The sequence below is a fragment of the Curtobacterium flaccumfaciens pv. betae genome (genome assembly GCF_026241855.1).
Lineage (GTDB): Bacteria > Actinomycetota > Actinomycetes > Actinomycetales > Microbacteriaceae > Curtobacterium > Curtobacterium flaccumfaciens.
The window spans coordinates 3,186,834-3,206,425 of sequence record NZ_JAPJDC010000001.1 but is presented as its reverse complement, the minus strand read 5'-3'; the positions used below and the strand labels follow the sequence as shown (position 1 = coordinate 3,206,425).

Here is a 19,592-nt window from a genome sequence, read left to right as displayed (position 1 = left end):
AGTGGCTGACCGCGTCGTCCTCGCGTACTCCGGCGGTCTCGACACCTCCGTCGGGATCGGCTGGCTGCGCGACGCCACCGGCAAGGACGTCGTCGCACTCGTGGTCGACGTCGGCCAGGGCGGAGAAGACCTCGGGGCGGTCCGGCAGCGTGCGCTCGACTGCGGCGCCGTGGAGTCACTCGTCGTCGACGCCAAGGACGAGTTCGCCGACGAGTACATCGTGCCGGCGCTCCGGGCCAACGCGCTCTACCAGAAGCGGTACCCGCTCGTCTCGGCACTGAGCCGCCCGCTCATCGCGAAGCACCTCGCGCTGACGGCGAAGCAACTCGGTGCCGACAGCGTCGCGCACGGCTCCACCGGCAAGGGCAACGACCAGGTCCGCTTCGAGTCAGCCGTCGCGGCGATCGCACCGGATCTGCGGACCGTCGCCCCGGTGCGGGACCGCGCCCTGACCCGCGACCGCGCCATCGCGTACGCGCAGGAGCACCGGCTGCCGATCCAGCACTCGGAGCGGGAGCCGTGGTCGGTCGACCAGAACGTGTGGGGCCGAGCCGTCGAGACCGGGCTCCTCGAGGACCCGTGGAACGCCCCCGCCGCCGACCTCTACGCGACCACGCAGGACCCGGCGCTCCCGCAGCAGGCCGACGAGGTCACGATCACCTTCGACCGTGGTGTCCCGGTCGCCCTCGACGGGCAGCGCTTCAGCGTGCTGCGCATGGTGCAGGAGCTCAACGCGGTCGCCGGCAAGCACGGCGTCGGGCGGATCGACGTCGTCGAGGACCGGGTGGTCGGCATCAAGTCGCGCGAGGTCTACGAGGCGCCGGCCGCGATCGCGCTCATCGCCGCGCACGAGGAGCTCGAGAGCCTCACCCTCGAGCGCGACGTCGCCCGGTTCAAACGCGGCGTCGAGTCCGAGTGGGCCGACCTGGTCTACGACGGACTGTGGTTCGGCGGACTCAAGCGCAGCCTCGACGCCTTCGTCGAGCACACCCAGCAACACGTCTCCGGCGACGTCCGGTTGCGGCTGCAGGGCGGGCGTGCCACCGTGACGGGCCGTCGGTCGGAGCAGAGCCTCTACGACTTCGACCTGGCAACGTCGGACACCGGCGACGCGTTCGACCAGTCCGTGTCCAGGGGCTTCATCGAGCTCTGGTCACTGCCCAGCAAGATCTCCGCCCGCCGCGACGCGGCGAACTGACCGACAGCCGCACCACAGACGAAACGACGCAGGACGACATGACCGACGAGAAGACCGACGCCACCAACACCGGTGCCCTCTGGGGTGGCCGCTTCGCCGACGGCCCGAGTGCGGCCCTCGCCGCGCTCTCGAAGTCGACGCACTTCGACTGGCAGCTCGCGCCCTACGACATCGCGGGGTCCCGTGCCCACGCCCGAGCGCTGCACACCGCGGGCTACCTGACCGCCGACGAGCTCGAACGCATGCTCGCCGGCCTCGACCGGCTCGAAGCGGCGCACGTCGACGGCACACTGCAGCCCGACGACTCCGACGAGGACGTCCACGGCGCCCTCGAACGCCTGCTCATCGCCGACCTCGGTCCCGAGCTCGGCGGCAAGCTCCGTGCCGGCCGCAGCCGCAACGACCAGATCGCCACCCTCGGCCGCATGCACATGCTCGACCACGGGCGGCGCATCGGCCGACTCGTCATCGACCTCGTCGACGCGATCACCCAGCAGGCGACCGAGCACCCGGCCGCGATCATGCCGGGGCGCACGCACCTGCAGCACGCACAGCCGGTGCTCCTGGCCCACCACCTGCTCGCGCACGCCTGGCCGCTCGTCCGCGACCTCGAGCGCCTCCGCGACTGGGCCGGCCGCGCGAGCGTCAGCCCGTACGGTGCCGGTGCGCTGGCGGGCAGTTCCCTCGGCCTCGATCCCGCCGCGATCGCCGCGGAGCTCGGCTTCGACCGTCCGGCGGACAACTCGATCGACGCCACGGCAGCCCGTGACGTCGTCGCCGAGTTCGCGTTCGTCCTCGCGCAGATCGGCATCGACGTCTCGCGCCTGTCGGAAGAGGTCATCCTCTGGAACACGAAGGAGTTCGGCTTCGTCCGGCTCCACGACGCGTTCTCGACCGGCTCGAGCATCATGCCGCAGAAGAAGAACCCGGACATCGCCGAGCTCGCCCGGGGCAAGTCGGGGCGCCTGATCGGCAACCTGACCGGGCTCCTCGCGACCCTCAAGGGACTGCCGCTGGCGTACAACCGCGACCTGCAGGAGGACAAGGAGCCGGTCTTCGACTCCGTCGCCACGCTCGAGGTCCTGTTGCCCGCGTTCACCGGCATGATCGCGACCCTGACCTTCGACACCGACCGGATGGCCGAGCTCGCGCCGCAGGGCTTCTCGCTCGCGACGGACGTCGCCGAGTGGCTGGTCCGTCAGGGCGTCCCGTTCCGGGATGCGCACGAGGTCTCCGGCGCGCTCGTTCGGTACTGCGAGGAGCGCAGCATCGAGCTCGACGAGCCGACCGACGACGAGTACCGGTCGGTGTCCGAGCACCTCACGCCCGACGTCCGTTCCGTCCTGACCATCGAGGGCAGCGTCGCATCGCGCTCCGGCGTCGGCGGCACCGCACCCGACCGGGTCGCCGAGCAGCTCGCGTCCGTCACCCGCCGCGTCCGCGACCTGGCCGAGGGCGCACCCTTCTCGCGATGACCCCGGGGATCGCCGCGCTGCTCGCCGAGCCCGCCCCGATCATCGCGCCGGCCCTGCTCGGTGCGACGATCGCGGGGCGCGGCGTGACGCTCCGCATCACCGAGGTCGAGGCCTACTCCGGCCCCACCGACCCCGGCTCACACGGAAACCGGGGGATGACGGAGCGCAACCGCCACCTCTTCGGTCCGCCCGGCACCCTGTACGCCTACCGCTCGTACGGCATCCACACCTGCGTCAACGTCGTGAGCGGGCCGGCCGGAACCTCGTCGGGCTCGCTGCTGCGCGGTGCCGAGGTCGTCGAGGGACTGGACGTCGCGCGAGCGCGGCGCGGGTCGACGGTCGCGGACGTCGCGTTGGCACGCGGTCCCGGCAACCTCGGTGGTGCGCTCGGAGCGGTCCTCGGGCAGGACGACGGCACGTCGCTCCTCGACGGGTCCGGTCCGTTCGTGCTCACCCTGGCACCCGGCCTGGAGGCCCGGCTCGCCTCCGCCGGACCGGCCCACGTGGTCGACGAGCTCCTGTCCGAGACCCTGGCCGGTCCGCCCGCGGGCGCTGCGGTCCCGCGGATCTCCCGCGGCCCGCGCACCGGCGTCGGCGGCATCGCCGGCGGGGTGCGGTACCCCTGGCGCTTCTGGCTGACGGGTGACCCCACGGTCTCGACGTACCGACGGCACAAGGGCGCCCTCGACTCCTGAACCCGGCCCCGGGCCTCCCGGCTGCCGCGCCTGCCGGACGTCCGTCGCCGCTACGATGGCGGAGTGTCCAGTGATACCGCTCAAGACGTCCTGACGCGCCAGCAGAACGACCCCGCCTTCGACTCGGTGTGGGACGAACTGCAGTGGCGCGGTCTGGTGCAGGTCTCGACCGACGAGACCGCGCTGCAAGAGGCCCTCGACGGTGAGCCGATCACGTACTACTGCGGCTTCGACCCGACGGCGCCGTCGCTGCACTGCGGCAACCTGCTGCAGCTCCTGACCATGCGCCGGCTGCAGCTCGCCGGGCACAAGCCGCTCGCGTTGGTGGGTGGGTCGACCGGTCTCATCGGCGATCCCCGTCCCACGGCCGAACGCACGCTGAACACGCCGGAGACCGTGGCGGAGTGGGTGTCCCGGTTGCAGGCACAGGTGTCCCGGTTCCTCAGTCCGGACGGCGCCAACGGCGTCCGGCTGGTGAACAACCTCGACTGGACCGCACCGTTGTCCGCGATCGACTTCCTGCGTGACGTCGGCAAGTACTTCCGCGTCAACTCGATGCTCAAGAAGGACGCGGTGGCCGCGCGGTTGAACTCCGATGCGGGGATCAGCTACACCGAGTTCAGCTACCAGATCCTGCAGGGGCTCGACTACCGCGAGCTCTGGCGCCAGTACGGGTGCACGCTGCAGACCGGTGGCTCGGACCAGTGGGGCAACCTGACCTCCGGGACCGAGCTCATCCGTCGTGCCGAAGGTGCCACGGTGCACGCCCTCGGGACCCCGCTCATCACGAACTCCGACGGCACGAAGTTCGGCAAGAGCGAGGGTAACGCGATCTGGCTCGATGCCGAGATGACCTCGCCCTACGCGCTGTACCAGTTCTGGCTCAACACGGCGGACGCCGACGTCATCGCCCGACTGCGGCAGTTCACGTTCCTGACGCGTGCCGAGATCGAACGACTCGAGCAGGCCGTCGCCGACGAACCCTTCCGACGAGAAGCCCAGCGGACCCTGGCGTTCGAGGTCACCTCGATCGTGCACGGGGTGGCGGCGACCCAGGCGGCGATCGATGCCGCGGCCGCGCTGTTCGGCAACGGCGAGCTCGGTGCGCTGGACCCGGAGACCCTGCGGTCGGCGATCGCCGCGCTGCCGGGCACGGTCACGCTCGACTCCGGAGCGGACGTCGCACGCGCACTCGTGGAGACCGGACTCGTGAAGTCCCTCGGCGAGGCCCGCCGTGCGATCGACCAAGGCGGCGTCTACGTGAACAACGTCAGGGCCGAAGACCCAGCCGCCCCGCTGTCCGACCTCGCCCTGCCCGGGGGAGTGCTCGTACTGCGTCGTGGCAAGAAGACCCTCGCCGGCGTGACCCTCGCCTGACCCCGGTTGCTCGACCCCCTGCGATGCCCGGTTCCCCTGTGGAACCGGGCATCGCTGCGTCCGGGCGACGTGTGTTGCACAACGCGACACGCCCGGGATGGGAGCTGGCTTGGCGCACTCGCTCAGGGCTGCGTATAGTTCTTACTCGTCACCCCAAAGGTGCGGCGGAGCGGCTGGAGCGAAAGCCCAGAGCACGTCGGCCCTCAAGCGGGACCATCCTCCACTGAAGTTCAGATCGGGCCTTGCGCCGAATCGCTTCGACGCCTAGGATGACAAGCCCACCGGTTCTCTCCCCTCGGGATGAGCCACTGGACCTCCGGGTCCGACGAACCACCGGTGGCAAGCCAAGAACACAAGCCTTGTGGCTGAAGCTCGAACTCGAGCCGAGGAGCAAGTGCGTCTGGTCCTTGAGAACTCAACAGCGTGCACATTGTCAATGCCAATTTATTGATTGACCTCGTGCCTGGTCGGCTTGCTGACTGGGTCATGAAGCAATTCCTTTTGGATTGAAGATTGTCAGTAGACAGTCAACAGTCAGAATCAACTCGGTCTGATGCCTTCGGGTGTTGGGTCTGTATTTTTTTACGGAGAGTTTGATCCTGGCTCAGGACGAACGCTGGCGGCGTGCTTAACACATGCAAGTCGAACGATGATGCCCAGCTTGCTGGGTGGATTAGTGGCGAACGGGTGAGTAACACGTGAGTAACCTGCCCCTGACTCTGGGATAAGCGTTGGAAACGACGTCTAATACTGGATATGATCACTGGCCGCATGGTCTGGTGGTGGAAAGATTTTTTGGTTGGGGATGGACTCGCGGCCTATCAGCTTGTTGGTGAGGTAATGGCTCACCAAGGCGACGACGGGTAGCCGGCCTGAGAGGGTGACCGGCCACACTGGGACTGAGACACGGCCCAGACTCCTACGGGAGGCAGCAGTGGGGAATATTGCACAATGGGCGAAAGCCTGATGCAGCAACGCCGCGTGAGGGATGACGGCCTTCGGGTTGTAAACCTCTTTTAGTAGGGAAGAAGCGAAAGTGACGGTACCTGCAGAAAAAGCACCGGCTAACTACGTGCCAGCAGCCGCGGTAATACGTAGGGTGCAAGCGTTGTCCGGAATTATTGGGCGTAAAGAGCTCGTAGGCGGTTTGTCGCGTCTGCTGTGAAATCCCGAGGCTCAACCTCGGGCTTGCAGTGGGTACGGGCAGACTAGAGTGCGGTAGGGGAGATTGGAATTCCTGGTGTAGCGGTGGAATGCGCAGATATCAGGAGGAACACCGATGGCGAAGGCAGATCTCTGGGCCGTAACTGACGCTGAGGAGCGAAAGCATGGGGAGCGAACAGGATTAGATACCCTGGTAGTCCATGCCGTAAACGTTGGGCGCTAGATGTAGGGACCTTTCCACGGTTTCTGTGTCGTAGCTAACGCATTAAGCGCCCCGCCTGGGGAGTACGGCCGCAAGGCTAAAACTCAAAGGAATTGACGGGGGCCCGCACAAGCGGCGGAGCATGCGGATTAATTCGATGCAACGCGAAGAACCTTACCAAGGCTTGACATACACCGGAAACGGCCAGAGATGGTCGCCCCCTTGTGGTCGGTGTACAGGTGGTGCATGGTTGTCGTCAGCTCGTGTCGTGAGATGTTGGGTTAAGTCCCGCAACGAGCGCAACCCTCGTTCTATGTTGCCAGCGGGTTATGCCGGGGACTCATAGGAGACTGCCGGGGTCAACTCGGAGGAAGGTGGGGATGACGTCAAATCATCATGCCCCTTATGTCTTGGGCTTCACGCATGCTACAATGGCCGGTACAAAGGGCTGCGATACCGTAAGGTGGAGCGAATCCCAAAAAGCCGGTCTCAGTTCGGATTGAGGTCTGCAACTCGACCTCATGAAGTCGGAGTCGCTAGTAATCGCAGATCAGCAACGCTGCGGTGAATACGTTCCCGGGCCTTGTACACACCGCCCGTCAAGTCATGAAAGTCGGTAACACCCGAAGCCGGTGGCCTAACCCTTGTGGAAGGAGCCGTCGAAGGTGGGATCGGTGATTAGGACTAAGTCGTAACAAGGTAGCCGTACCGGAAGGTGCGGCTGGATCACCTCCTTTCTAAGGAGCATCTGGCCTCGTGTTGTCCCTTATCGGGGCACGCATGGTCCAGGCGCCTGATTCGGACCGAACGTGTCCGACGGGTAGCTCATGGGTGGAACATTGACAGTGCAGTTGGGAGTGATGCTTCCGACCTCAGTACGCTCTGCTTGCAGGGTTGGGACGGGTCGGGGTGGAGCGACTGGCTGGTGCACGTTGTTGGGTCCTGAGGGACCAGGCTTCCTGTCGTCACGTGAGTGGTGGTGGGGGTTGGGCCTACGGGTCCTTCGTCGGGCCAGGGTGAACCTACCGTTGTGGTGGGGGAGTGCTGGTGCCGATCGTATGTTGAGAACTACACAGTGGACGCGAGCATCTTTGATTCGCGTCATCCATGATCAGCCCTCGGGTTGTTGATTGGTGACGTTGGATCGCAATTTTAATCTTTGTGGTCAAGTTTCTAAGAGCAAACGGTGGATGCCTTGGCATCTGGAGCCGATGAAGGACGTAGAAATCTGCGATAAGCCTCGGGGAGCTGATAATCGAGCATCGATCCGAGGATTTCCGAATGGGGAAACCCCGCCAGGCGTTTTGCGACCTGGTGACTCCCGCCTGAATATATAGGGCGGGTAGAGGGAACGTGGGGAAGTGAAACATCTCAGTACCCACAGGAAGAGAAAACAACATGTGATTCCGTGAGTAGTGGCGAGCGAAAGCGGATGAGGCTAAACCGATCATGTGTGATAGCCGGCGGGCGTTGCATGGTCGGGGTTGTGGGACACGTCACTCAGTTCTGCCGGACTGGGACGGTTACAGCGCATCATAGTCGAACCGGTTTGAAAGCCGGGCCGTAGTGGGTGCCAGCCCCGTAGACGAAATGGTGTTATGGCCGGATGTGTATCCCAAGTAGCACGGGGCCCGAGAAATCCCGTGTGAATCTGTCAGGACCACCTGATAAGCCTAAATACTCCCAGATGACCGATAGCGGACAAGTACCGTGAGGGAAAGGTGAAAAGTACCCCGGGAGGGGAGTGAAATAGTACCTGAAACCGTTTGCTTACAAACCGTCGGAGCCTCCTTAGTAGGGGTGACGGCGTGCCTTTTGAAGAATGAGCCTGCGAGTTAGTGATATGTGGCGAGGTTAACCCGTGAGGGGCAGCCGTAGCGAAAGCGAGTCTGAATAGGGCGTTTGAGTCGCATGTTCTAGACCCGAAGCGAAGTGATCTATCCATGGCCAGGTTGAAGCGACGGTAAGACGTCGTGGAGGACCGAACCCACTTCAGTTGAAAATGGAGGGGATGAGCTGTGGATAGGGGTGAAAGGCCAATCAAACTTCGTGATAGCTGGTTCTCTCCGAAATGCATTTAGGTGCAGCGTTGCGTGTTTCTCGCCGGAGGTAGAGCTACTGGATGGCCGATGGGCCTCAACAGGTTACTGACGTCAGCCAAACTCCGAATGCCGGTGAGTGAGAGCGCAGCAGTGAGACGGTGGGGGATAAGCTTCATCGTCGAGAGGGAAACAACCCAGACTACCAACTAAGGTCCCTAAGCGTGTGCTAAGTGGGAAAGGATGTGGAGTTGCACAGACAACCAGGAGGTTGGCTTAGAAGCAGCCACCCTTGAAAGAGTGCGTAATAGCTCACTGGTCAAGTGATTCCGCGCCGACAATGTAACGGGGCTCAAGCACACCACCGAAGTTGTAGATTTCGCACTATAGACAAGCCTTCGTGGTTCAGTCGTGCGGAGTGGTAGGAGAGCGTCGTGTGGCGAGTGAAGCGGCGGAGTGATCCAGCCGTGGACGCTACACGAGTGAGAATGCAGGCATGAGTAGCGAAAGACGGGTGAGAAACCCGTCCTCCGAAAGACCAAGGGTTCCAGGGCCAGGTTAATCCGCCCTGGGTAAGTCGGGACCTAAGGCGAGGCCGACAGGCGTAGTCGATGGACAACGGGTTGATATTCCCGTACCGGCGAACAACCGCCCAAGCTAATCCAGTGGTGCTAAGAGTCCTAACCCGGTACAACCGGATCCCTTCGGGGTGATGGTGGCCGGTCTAACGCTCGACCCCATGCTGGTGCGGTTAGCGTATGAACAGGTGTGACGCAGGAAGGTAGCTGAGCCAGGCGATGGTATCCGTAAGGTGAACCTGGTGTAAGGATGTAGGGCTGACGATAGGCAAATCCGTCGTCTGTGTGCCTGAGATCCGACGCGTACCCGTAAGGGCAAATCAGTGATCCTATGCTGCCGAGAAAAGCATCGACGCGAGGTTGCAGCCGCCCGTACCCGAAACCGACTCAGGTGGTCAGGTAGAGAATACCAAGGAGATCGAGAGAATCGTGGTTAAGGAACTCGGCAAAATGCCCCCGTAACTTCGGGAGAAGGGGGGCCGGACACGTGACCGGATTTACTCCGTGAGCGTTGAAGGCCGCAGAGACCAGTGGGAAGCGACTGTTTACTAAAAACACAGGTCCGTGCGAAGTCGCAAGACGATGTATACGGACTGACGCCTGCCCGGTGCTGGAAGGTTAAGAGGAAGGGTTAGCCTTTGGGCGAAGCTCTGAATTTAAGCCCCAGTAAACGGCGGTGGTAACTATAACCATCCTAAGGTAGCGAAATTCCTTGTCGGGTAAGTTCCGACCTGCACGAATGGCGTAACGACTTCCCAGCTGTCTCAACCGCGAACTCGGCGAAATTGCACTACGAGTAAAGATGCTCGTTACGCGCAGCAGGACGGAAAGACCCCGTGACCTTTACTACAGTTTGGTATTGGTGTTCGGAGTGGCTTGTGTAGGATAGGTGGGAGACTGTGAAGCGGGCACGCTAGTGTTCGTGGAGTCATTGTTGAAATACCACTCTGGTCACTTTGGATGTCTAACGTAGGACCCTGATCGGGTTCATGGACAGTGCCTGATGGGTAGTTTAACTGGGGCGGTTGCCTCCCAAAGAGTAACGGAGGCGCCCAAAGGTTCCCTCAACCTGGTTGGCAATCAGGTGGCGAGTGTAAGTGCACAAGGGAGCTTGACTGTGAGACTGACAGGTCGAGCAGGGACGAAAGTCGGGACTAGTGATCCGGCAGTGGCTTGTGGAAGCGCTGTCGCTCAACGGATAAAAGGTACCTCGGGGATAACAGGCTGATCTTGCCCAAGAGTCCATATCGACGGCATGGTTTGGCACCTCGATGTCGGCTCGTCGCATCCTGGGGCTGGAGTAGGTCCCAAGGGTTGGGCTGTTCGCCCATTAAAGCGGTACGCGAGCTGGGTTTAGAACGTCGTGAGACAGTTCGGTCCCTATCCGCTGCGCGCGTTGGAAATTTGAGAAGATCTATCCCTAGTACGAGAGGACCGGGATGGACGAACCTCTGGTGTGTCAGTTGTTCTGCCAAGGGCACCGCTGATTAGCTACGTTCGGACCGGATAACCGCTGAAAGCATCTAAGCGGGAAGCCGTCTTCGAGATGAGATTTCCATGCACCTTGAGTGTGAGAGGCTCCCAGCAGACTACTGGGTTGATAGGCCGGATGTGGAAGCGGGGACTAACGACCCGTGGAGCTGACCGGTACTAATAAGCCGAAGACTTGATAACACACTGATTTCCGTGCACTTGTTGCACGGGCTCGCGTCCACTTTGTGGTTCCCGACAGACGATCGGGAATCGAAACTGAATACACCGCTCTGTCTTCTTCACGGGAGATGGTAGCTGGGACAGCTTTGAGACCAAATGCATGATCTGGTCGAGAGTGTTCCGGTGGTCATAGCGAGAGGGAAACGCCCGGTCACATTCCGAACCCGGAAGCTAAGCCTCTCAGCGCCGATGGTACTGCAAGGGGGACCTTGTGGGAGAGTAGGACGCCGCCGGACTTAACGTATGAAAGATGTGGCCATCGGCCCTCCATCGAGAATTCGCAGGGGAAACCCTCGTTCTCGGTCGGGGCCGGTGGCCATTTCTGTTTTCGCCGCCGTTCGCTCGACGCCGGCTCTGGTTCGTGATGGACTGGAGGCCGACGTCGGGTGACCGACGCGGCACCCAACACAACGACACAGCGGACGAACGCCCGAGGCACTGCACCGGGCACGCGATGAGGAGCAACGGTGGCGAACGACGACGATCAGCGGCGGAACGACGGGGACCGCGGAGATCGACCCCGGCGGGACGGCGACCGGTTCCCGCGTCGCGACGGCGCTCCGCGTCGGGACGGCCAGAGTGATGGTCGTTGGTCGTCCGGTCCTCGCGAGTTCGAGCGCCGCGAAGGCGACCGTCGCGATCGTCCGCAGGGTGGAGACCGTCCGTTCCGTGACGGCGCGCCTCGACGGGACAGCGCTCCGCGTCGCGACGGCGACCGTCCGTTCCGTTCCGGCGACCGGAACGACCGTCCGTCGTGGCAGGGCGACCGTGGTGACTCCGGCCGGCCGCCGCGCGGCGATGGTCCGCGCGGTGCCGATCGTCCGCGGCGCGATGGCGATCGTCCGTTCCGTAGTGGCTCAGACCGTCCGGCTCGTGACGGTGACCGCCCGTTCCAGGGCGGCTCGGACCGTCCGCGCCGTGATGGCGACCGTCCGTACCGTGGCGGATCGTCGGACCGTCCCGCTCGTGATGGCGACCGTCCGTACCGTGGCGGATCGTCGGACCGTCCCGCTCGTGATGGCGACCGTCCGTACCGTGGCGGATCGTCGGACCGTCCCGCTCGTGATGGCGACCGTCCGTACCGTGGCGGCTCCTCGGACCGTCCTGCTCGTGATGGTGACCGCCCGTACCGTGGCGGGTCGTTGGACCGGCCGCGCCGTGACGGAGACCGACCCTTCCAGGGCGGCTCAGATCGTCCGCGACGTGATGGCGACCGTCCGTTCCGTGGTGGCTCTGACCGCCCGGCTCGTGACGGGGACCGCCCGTACCGTGGTGGTTCGGACCGTCCCGCCCGAGATGGCGACCGCCCGTACCGTGGTGGTTCGGATCGTCCCGCTCGTGACGGCGACCGCCCCTACCGTGGTGGTTCCTCCGACCGCCCGTACCGTGGTGGTTCGTCCGACCGTCCGGCCCGTGGTGGTTCGTCCGACCGTCCGTTCCGCGGCGGTTCGTCGGACCGCCCGGCCCGCGACGGCGGTGAGGACCGTCGTCGTTTCGGTGACGGCAGCCGTCACGCCGGCGCCCGTTTCGGTGAGGCCGCGCGCGACGACTGGGAAGACCGCGACCCCTACGGCACGAAGTCGATCCGTCCGCGCCACGACGACCCCGAGATCCCCGAGGAGATCCAGGCGCGCGACCTCGACCCTGCGGCCCGGATGGAGCTGAAGACCCTCAGCAAGGACAACGCCGACTGGGTTGCGCGTCACCTCGTGGCCGCTGCGCTCTTCGTCGACGACGACCCCGAGACGGCCAACCAGCACGCTCTGAGCGCTGCTCGTCGTGCCGGTCGTGTCGGTGTCGTCCGGGAGACGGCCGCGATCACCGCGTACCGCCTCGGCGACTTCGCCACCGCGCTCCGGGAGCTCCGCACCTACCGTCGGATCTCCGGTCGCAACGACCAGCTCCCGATGATGGTGGACTGCGAGCGTGGCCTGGGCCGTCCGGAGCGGGCACTGGAGCTCGGTCGCTCGGTCGAGCGCTCGGCCCTCGACACCCCGGTGCAGGTCGAGCTCGCGATCGCCATGTCCGGCGCTCGTCTCGACCTCGGGAACCCCACAGCCGCCCTCGGTGAGCTGGAGATTCCACAGCTCGACCCGTCCACCGCCTACACGTGGTCCCCGGCGCTCTACAGTGCTTACGCGGCCACGCTCGAGGAGCTCGGTCGACAGGACGAGGCCGACGAGTGGTGGGCCCGTGTGGACCGCGCGGCAGCGGCCCTCGCCGAAATCGCGGACGACAACGCTTGGGAGACAGTTGATGTGGTCGAGGAAACGCTCGAAGTCGAAGAACACGGAGACGCCGGAGACGACGACGCCGATGACCTCGGAGCCGACGACGTCGCGACCGACGAACTCGACGGCGCCGACGAATCCGCCGACGACCTCGATGACGAACCCGCCCTCGACGACCTCGACGACGACACTTCCGCAGCCGACGAGCCCGGCGAGATCGACGACGACAACCCCCGCGACGTCGACGGCTCCGCAGCCGACTGAGCAGTCTGCGGCCTTGACCGACGGCGTCGACGTGGTCCTCACCGACCTCGACGGCGTCGTCTACCGGGGCCGCAACGCCATCCCGCACGCGGTCGAGGCCCTGACCCGGGCGTCGCTCACGGCGCGGGTCGGCTACATCACGAACAACGCGTCGCGCCGCCCGATCGACGTCGCCGAGCACCTCGAGCGGTACGGGCTCGAGGTGTCCGAGGGTGACGTCGTGACCTCGTCGCAGGCCGGCGTCCAGCTGCTCGCGACCCTGGTGCCGGCCAGGTCGACCGTCCTGGTCACCGGCGGGCTCGGCCTGTCGAGCATCGTCGAGGCAGCCGGGTTCACGGTCACCTCGAGTGCCGAGGACTCCCCGGCCGCGGTCATCCAGGGCTTCTCGCCGGACCTCGGTTGGAAGGAACTGGCCGAGGCCTCGTTCGCACTGGCGGACCCGGACGTGCCGTGGGTGGCCACGAACATGGACTGGTCGATCCCGGTCGAGCGGGGCATCGCACCCGGCAACGGCACACTCGTGTCCGCCGTGCACCAGGCGGTCGGCCGGATGCCCGTGGTCGCCGGCAAGCCCGAGCGGCCGATCTTCGACACGGCCCTCGAGCGCTTCGGCGGCGGTCACACCCTGTTCATCGGGGACCGGTTGGACACCGACATCAAGGGTGCGAACGACGCCGGTATCCCGAGCGTGCTCGTGCTCACCGGCATCGACAAGGCGAAGCAGGTGCTCGCGGCCGACCAGCGCTCGCGTCCCACCTACGTGCTCGAAGACCTCCGGGGGTTGTCCCAGCCCTACCCGGAGACGGCGCGGCGCGAGGACGAGGACGGCACCCGGTACGTGACCGTCGGTACCTCGACGGTGGCGATGCGCGGGCACGTCGTCCGGGTGCTCGATGCCGGGACGGACATCGATCGGCTCCGTGCCGGCTCGACGCTCATCTGGGAGTCCGGGTTGGCCATCTACGGCCTCGACGTGGACCCGCAGCTGTACGGCGGCGAGTAGCGTGTCGGACGTGCCGAACCCCGAGCAGCCGTCCGCCGATCCCGAGCAGCAGGACGCCTTCGCCGCGCGCACAGCCGAGGCCGAGGCCCTGCCGCTCGTTGACCGTGCCGACGCCTTCTCCGCCCTGCACGACGAGCTGCGGACGCGGCTCGAGAGCGGCGGCTCCGCGAGTGCCTGAGCCGGACGGAGCCGTGCACGACGCGACCCCGGTCCGCCTCGACGCCCTCCTCGCCGCACGCGGGCTCGCACGGTCGCGCACCGTCGCCAGCAAGCTGATCCAGGACGGCCGGGTGCTCGTGGGCGGCCGTGCCGTCCTGAAACCGTCGACGCCGATCGCGTCCGACGCGGACATCGAGGTCGACGCCGCGGACGAATGGGTCTCGCGTGCGGCCCGCAAGCTCGTCGGCGCACTCGACGCGTTCGACGTGGACCCCGCCGGCCGGGTCGTGCTCGACGTGGGTGCGAGCACCGGCGGGTTCACCCAGGTGCTGCTCGCGCGCGGCGCGCGCCGGGTCATCGCGCTGGACGTGGGCCACGGGCAGCTGCACCCCACCATCGCACTCGACGAACGCGTCGCCGTGGTCGAGGGGACGAACGCGCGGAACCTCACGCGCGCCGACTACCTGGCGCTCGACGGTGCCGCCGTCGAGACGAGCCTGGTGGTGGGGGACCTGTCCTTCATCTCGCTCCGACTCGTGCTGCCGGCGCTGGCCGAAGCCGTCCCCGCGGACGAGTTCGTGCTCCTGGTGAAGCCCCAGTTCGAAGTGGGCCGTGGCGGTGTGCGCGAGGGCATCGTGCACGACGCCGGACTCCGGAACGACGCGCTCATGAACGTGCTGTGGGCGGCGTGGGACCTGGGCCTCGGCACCAGTGGGCTCGCCGCGTCCCCGATCGTCGGGACGCACGGCAACCACGAGTACCTGGCCCGCTTCCAGCGCGGTGTCGGGGGCAATCCGACAGAATGGAGAGTCCGGGCGACCGAACTCACGGAAGGGTCTTCATGAGTGACGAACGGCACATCCTGCTCGTGTCCCACACGGGTCGCCGTGACTCGATCGACGCTGCGGTCGAGGTCTGCGACCTCCTGCACGCAGCCGGTCTCACGCCCGTCATGCCCTTCGACGAGTACGCCGACATCCGTCGTGCCGAAGCGTCGGTCGGCAAGGTCGACATCCTCGGCGTCGACGTCCAGCCGAACCAGCTCGAGATCGTCATCGTGCTCGGTGGCGACGGCACGATCCTCCGCGCGGCGGAACTCGTGCGCAACACCGGCGCTCCGCTCATCGGGGTGAACCTCGGGCACGTCGGGTTCCTGGCCGAGAGCGAGCGTGACGGCCTGTCCGAGACGGTCGAGCGCGCGCTGTCCGGCGAGTACAACGTCGAGGAACGCGTCACCCTGCAGGTCGATGTGGTCGTCGGCAACCAGATCGTCTACTCGAGCTGGGCGCTGAACGAGGCCACGATCGAGAAGGCCTCGCGGGAGCGGATGCTCGAGGTCGTGACCGAGGTCGACGGCCGCCCGCTGTCGTCCTTCGGCTGCGACGGCGTGGTCGTGTCGACCCCGACCGGCTCCACGGCGTACTCGTTCTCCGGTGGTGGCCCCATCGTGTGGCCGGATGTCGACGCGCTGCTCATGGTGCCGCTGAGCGCCCACGCCCTGTTCGCCCGTCCGATCGTCGTCGGGCCGGACTGCACGCTCGCGATCGAGGTCCTGCGGCGCACGAGCGGCGTCGGTGTCCTCTGGTGCGACGGCCGACGGACCCACGACCTGCCCCCGGGTGCCCGTGTCGAGGTCCGGCGTTCGCCCGACCCGGTGCGTGTCGCCCGCCTCAAGGACGCTCCGTTCACCGACCGCCTGGTCGCGAAGTTCCAGCTGCCCGTCGCCGGGTGGCGCGGCCCCCAGAGCGACGAGGACGACCGATGAGCACGGAGGACGACCGATGATCGAGGAGATCGCGATCCGCGACCTCGGTGTCATCGGTGAGACCACGCTCGAACTCGGGCCGGGCTTCACTGTCGTCACCGGGGAGACCGGTGCGGGCAAGACCATGATCGTGACGGCGCTCGGGCTGCTGCTCGGTGCGCGGGCCGATGCCGGTTCGGTGCGCCGCGGTGCGTCGAGCGCCGTCGTCGAAGGTCGCTGGCACGTCCCGGAGCAGGACGCCGTCGCCGAACGCGTCGAGGACGCCGGCGGCACCGTCGAGGACGGCGAACTCATCCTCACCCGCACGGTCTCCGCCGAGGGGCGCAGCCGTGCCACGGTGGGCGGTCGCAGTGCGCCCGTGGCGGTGCTCGGTGAGCTCGCCGACCAGCTCGTCACCGTGCACGGGCAGTCGGACCAGATCCGCCTGACCTCGGCCACGGCGCAGCGGGCTGCCCTCGACGGGTTCGGGGGAGCCTCGCTCGAGAGGGCACTCGCCCGGTACGTCGCCGCGTACGACGCCTGGCAGCAGCACGCCGGTGAACTCGAGGTCCTGGTCCGCGACCGGGACGACCGGGTCGCCGAGGCCGAGCAGATCCGCGCGGCCTCCGACGAGATCGAGGCCGCCGACCCGCAGCCCGGCGAGGACGTCGAGCTGGCCGAGCGCGCCGAACGGTTGGGCAACCTTGAGGAGCTCCGGTTGTCCGCGGCCCTGGCGCACGAGGCGTTGTCCAGCGAGTCCCTCGACGGTGTCTCCGACGTCGTCGGCCTGGTCGAGTCCGCACGCCGTGCCGTGGAGCGCGTGGTGTCGTCGGACAGTGCTCTGCAGCCGGTGCTCGAGCAGCTCACGGAACTCGGGATCCAGGCGGCCGAGGCCTCGGCGAGCATCTCGAGCTACCTCGGTTCCCTGGAACCCGAGGCCGGGCACGACCTCGAACTCATCAACGAACGCCGGGCTCTGCTGGCCGGCCTCACCCGCAAGTACGGCGAGACGGTGGACGACGTCATCGCCTACGGACAGCGCGCGAGCGACCGGCTGCTCGAGCTCGACGGCGACGACGACCGGATCGCGGCGTTGCAGCAGTCGGTCGAGCAGGACGAGCAGGCGCTCGAGACCGCCGCCGCTGCGCTCACCACGGCGCGCACCAAGGCTGCGGCCGACCTGGCGAAGCGTGTGACCGCTGAGCTGAAGACCCTCGCGATGGGTGGTGCGACGCTGGTGGTCGAGGTCACCGACGCCGGCGAGTACCGCCGACACGGCCGTGACCAGGTGACGATTCTGCTCCAGCCGCACTCCGGCACCGACCCCCGGCCGATCGGCAAGGGCGCGTCCGGCGGTGAGCTGTCCCGCGTGATGCTCGCGATCGAGGTCGTCATGGCCGGCAGCACCACGGTGCCGACGTTCGTGTTCGACGAGGTCGACGCGGGTGTCGGTGGGGCGGCGGCGATCGAGATCGGCCGACGGCTGGCGAAGCTCGCCGAGCGCACGCAGGTCATCGTCGTCACGCACCTGGCCCAGGTCGCGGCGTTCGCGAACAACCACCTCAACGTCGTGAAGGACGCCAGCGGGGCCGTCACCTCGTCGAGCGTGCGCCGACTCGAGGGCGAGGACCGGTTGCAGGAGATGGCACGGCTGCTCTCCGGACTCGGTGACAGCGCCAGCGGCATCGAGCACGCACGCGAGCTGCTCGACGTGGCCGGCCAGCGGGCCTGACGACAGCACAGGCAGGTGCTACCCGCCGACCCGGCCACGGCCCGGGGACCCGGCCACCCACCCGCGCAACGCCCACGGCCCGGGGACCCGGCCACCCACCCGCGCAACGCCCACGGCGAACCGAGGTCGCGCCTCCCGGCAGTTCTGACGTACGATGGAATCCCGTGGCGGACACTCTCAGCGGCGGTACCAATTCCTCGAACTCGACCCCGAAGGTGACGAAGCAGATCTTCGTGACCGGCGGGGTCGTCTCGTCTCTCGGCAAGGGCCTGACGGCGGCCAGCCTCGGCAACCTGCTCACGGCTCGCGGCCTCAAGGTCGTCATGCAGAAGCTCGACCCGTACCTCAACGTGGACCCGGGCACCATGAACCCGTTCCAGCACGGCGAGGTCTTCGTGACCGACGACGGTGCGGAGACGGACCTCGACATCGGGCACTACGAGCGCTTCCTCGACATCAACCTGTCGCAGGCCGCGAACGTCACGACCGGTCAGGTGTACTCGACGGTGATCGCCAAGGAGCGTCGCGGCGAGTACCTCGGCGACACGGTGCAGGTCATCCCGCACATCACCGACGAGATCAAGCGCCGGATGCGCGAGCAGGCGCAGAACGACCCCCAGCCCGACGTCATCATCACCGAGGTCGGCGGCACCGTCGGCGACATCGAGTCGCAGCCGTTCATCGAGTCCGCCCGACAGGTGCGGCACGAGCTCGGCCGCAACAACGTGTTCTTCGTGCACGTCTCGCTGGTGCCGTTCATGAACGCCTCGGGTGAGCAGAAGACCAAGCCGACGCAGCACTCCGTCGCCGCGCTCCGCTCGATCGGCATCCAGCCCGACGCGCTCGTGCTGCGGTCGGACCGTCCGGTGTCGGAGTCGAACAAGCGCAAGATCGCGCTGATGTGCGACGTCGACGAGGACGCCGTGGTGAACGCCGTGGACGTCCCCTCGATCTACGACCTGCCGACGCTGCTGAACAACCAGGGCCTCGACCAGGTCATCGTCGATGCGCTCAAGCTCGACGCCGGTCCGGTCGACTGGACCGCGTGGACCCCGGTGCTGAAGGCCGTGCACGAGCCGAAGAAGGCCGTCACGATCGCCCTGGTCGGCAAGTACATCGACCTGCCGGACGCCTACCTGTCCGTCACCGAGGCGCTCCGTGCCGGCGGCTTCGCGCACGACGCCAAGGTGACGCTGAAGTGGGTCGTGTCCGACGACTGCACCACGCCCGAGGGCGCGGCGAAGCAGCTCGGCGACGTCGACGGCATCTGCATCCCCGGTGGGTTCGGCGTGCGCGGCATCGAGGGCAAGCTCGGCGCGCTCAAGTTCGCGCGTGAGCAGGGCATCCCGACGCTCGGCCTGTGCCTCGGCCTGCAGTGCATGGTCATCGAGTACGCCCGCCACGAGGTCGGTCTGACCGACGCGTCGAGCACCGAGTTCGACCCGGAGACCTCGACCCCGGTCATCGCGACGATGGCGGAGCAGGTCGAGATCATCGCCGGCGGCGACCTGGGCGGCACGATGCGCCTGGGCCTGTACCCGGCGTCGTTCACCGAAGGCTCGCTGGCGGCGGAGCTGTACGGAGCGCCGGAGGCCTCCGAGCGGCACCGTCACCGCTACGAGGTGAACAACAAGTACCGCGAGCAGATCGCGGACGCCGGCCTCGTCTTCTCGGGCACGTCGCCCGACGGCACGCTGGTGGAGTACGTCGAGCTCCCGCGCGACGTGCACCCGTTCTACATCGCCACGCAGGCGCACCCGGAGCTCCGCTCGCGTCCGACCGATGCGCACCCGCTGTTCGCGGGGCTCGTCGCGGCTGCGATCGAGCGCCACGAGGCGTCGAGCCTGTTCGACCCGCAGACCGAGGAGCAGGTCGCGTAAGCGCCGGTCTCCACGATCGGACGGGAGGCGCGGTGCCAGCTGGCACTCCTCCCTCGCAGGCTCGGTCGGCGCGCCCCGCGCAACGCTTCGCGTTGCCGCTGAGCGGGGCGCGCTCCCGTCCGTCTGTCGCCGCGTCAG

At 66.5% G+C, this 19,592-nt stretch carries 11 protein-coding genes and 3 rRNA genes; all 14 read left to right on the top strand.

Annotated elements, in window-relative coordinates; translation table 11 throughout:
* Position 1 precedes the first annotated feature (1 nt).
* The 14 genes from ORG17_RS15035 (at position 2) to ORG17_RS14970 (ending at position 19,454) form a co-directional block, all read left to right on the top strand.
* The gene (locus ORG17_RS15035; protein WP_214526326.1) at positions 2-1,198 is read left to right on the top strand and encodes an argininosuccinate synthase; all 1,197 of its coding nucleotides are present in this window, start codon (positions 2-4) and stop codon (positions 1,196-1,198) included.
* 38 nt (positions 1,199-1,236) lie between these two features.
* Positions 1,237-2,673: an argininosuccinate lyase gene (argH, locus tag ORG17_RS15030; protein ID WP_214526327.1), complete on the top strand. Its 1,437-nt coding sequence runs from the start codon at positions 1,237-1,239 to the stop codon at positions 2,671-2,673.
* A complete protein-coding gene (locus ORG17_RS15025) occupies positions 2,670-3,368 on the top strand; it encodes a DNA-3-methyladenine glycosylase (protein WP_214526328.1) in 699 nt (232 codons plus the stop codon). Before argH ends, ORG17_RS15025 begins: the two co-directional genes overlap by 4 nt.
* A gap of 63 nt (positions 3,369-3,431) precedes the next feature.
* Positions 3,432-4,745, top strand: a complete 1,314-nt coding sequence (tyrS, locus tag ORG17_RS15020) for a tyrosine--tRNA ligase (protein ID WP_301565253.1) — start codon at positions 3,432-3,434, stop codon at positions 4,743-4,745.
* Positions 4,746-5,326: 581 nt separating this feature from the next.
* Positions 5,327-6,848 (top strand): 16S ribosomal RNA (locus ORG17_RS15015).
* Between the two features lie 426 nt (positions 6,849-7,274).
* Positions 7,275-10,402: ribosomal RNA gene (locus tag ORG17_RS15010) — 23S ribosomal RNA — on the top strand.
* A gap of 158 nt (positions 10,403-10,560) precedes the next feature.
* A 5S ribosomal RNA gene (rrf, locus tag ORG17_RS15005) occupies positions 10,561-10,677 on the top strand.
* Together the 16S, 23S and 5S rRNA genes form the textbook arrangement of a ribosomal RNA operon.
* Before the next feature lie 906 nt (positions 10,678-11,583).
* On the top strand, positions 11,584-12,936 hold the full coding sequence (locus tag ORG17_RS15000; protein ID WP_250892414.1) for a hypothetical protein: 1,353 nt from the start codon (positions 11,584-11,586) through the stop codon (positions 12,934-12,936).
* Positions 12,937-12,949: 13 nt separating this feature from the next.
* Positions 12,950-13,939 (top strand): HAD-IIA family hydrolase, encoded by a 990-nt coding sequence (locus ORG17_RS14995; RefSeq protein WP_214527363.1) that lies wholly within the window; start codon positions 12,950-12,952, stop codon positions 13,937-13,939.
* A gap of 10 nt (positions 13,940-13,949) precedes the next feature.
* A complete protein-coding gene (locus ORG17_RS14990; RefSeq protein ID WP_214527362.1) occupies positions 13,950-14,117 on the top strand; it encodes a hypothetical protein in 168 nt (55 codons plus the stop codon).
* Positions 14,110-14,943, top strand: a complete 834-nt coding sequence (locus ORG17_RS14985) for a TlyA family RNA methyltransferase (RefSeq protein ID WP_214527361.1) — start codon at positions 14,110-14,112, stop codon at positions 14,941-14,943. Before ORG17_RS14990 ends, ORG17_RS14985 begins: the two co-directional genes overlap by 8 nt.
* Positions 14,940-15,863 carry an NAD kinase gene (locus tag ORG17_RS14980; RefSeq protein WP_071245131.1) on the top strand — a complete coding sequence of 308 codons (924 nt, stop codon included), beginning with the start codon at positions 14,940-14,942 and terminating at the stop codon, positions 15,861-15,863. The genes ORG17_RS14985 and ORG17_RS14980 overlap by 4 nt, the downstream gene beginning before the upstream one ends.
* A 16-nt stretch (positions 15,864-15,879) precedes the next feature.
* The gene (recN, locus tag ORG17_RS14975; protein WP_214527360.1) at positions 15,880-17,574 is read left to right on the top strand and encodes a DNA repair protein RecN; all 1,695 of its coding nucleotides are present in this window, start codon (positions 15,880-15,882) and stop codon (positions 17,572-17,574) included.
* A 164-nt stretch (positions 17,575-17,738) separates the two neighbouring features.
* Positions 17,739-19,454 carry a CTP synthase gene (locus tag ORG17_RS14970; protein ID WP_111057956.1) on the top strand — a complete coding sequence of 572 codons (1,716 nt, stop codon included), beginning with the start codon at positions 17,739-17,741 and terminating at the stop codon, positions 19,452-19,454.
* Positions 19,455-19,592 lie beyond the last annotated feature (138 nt).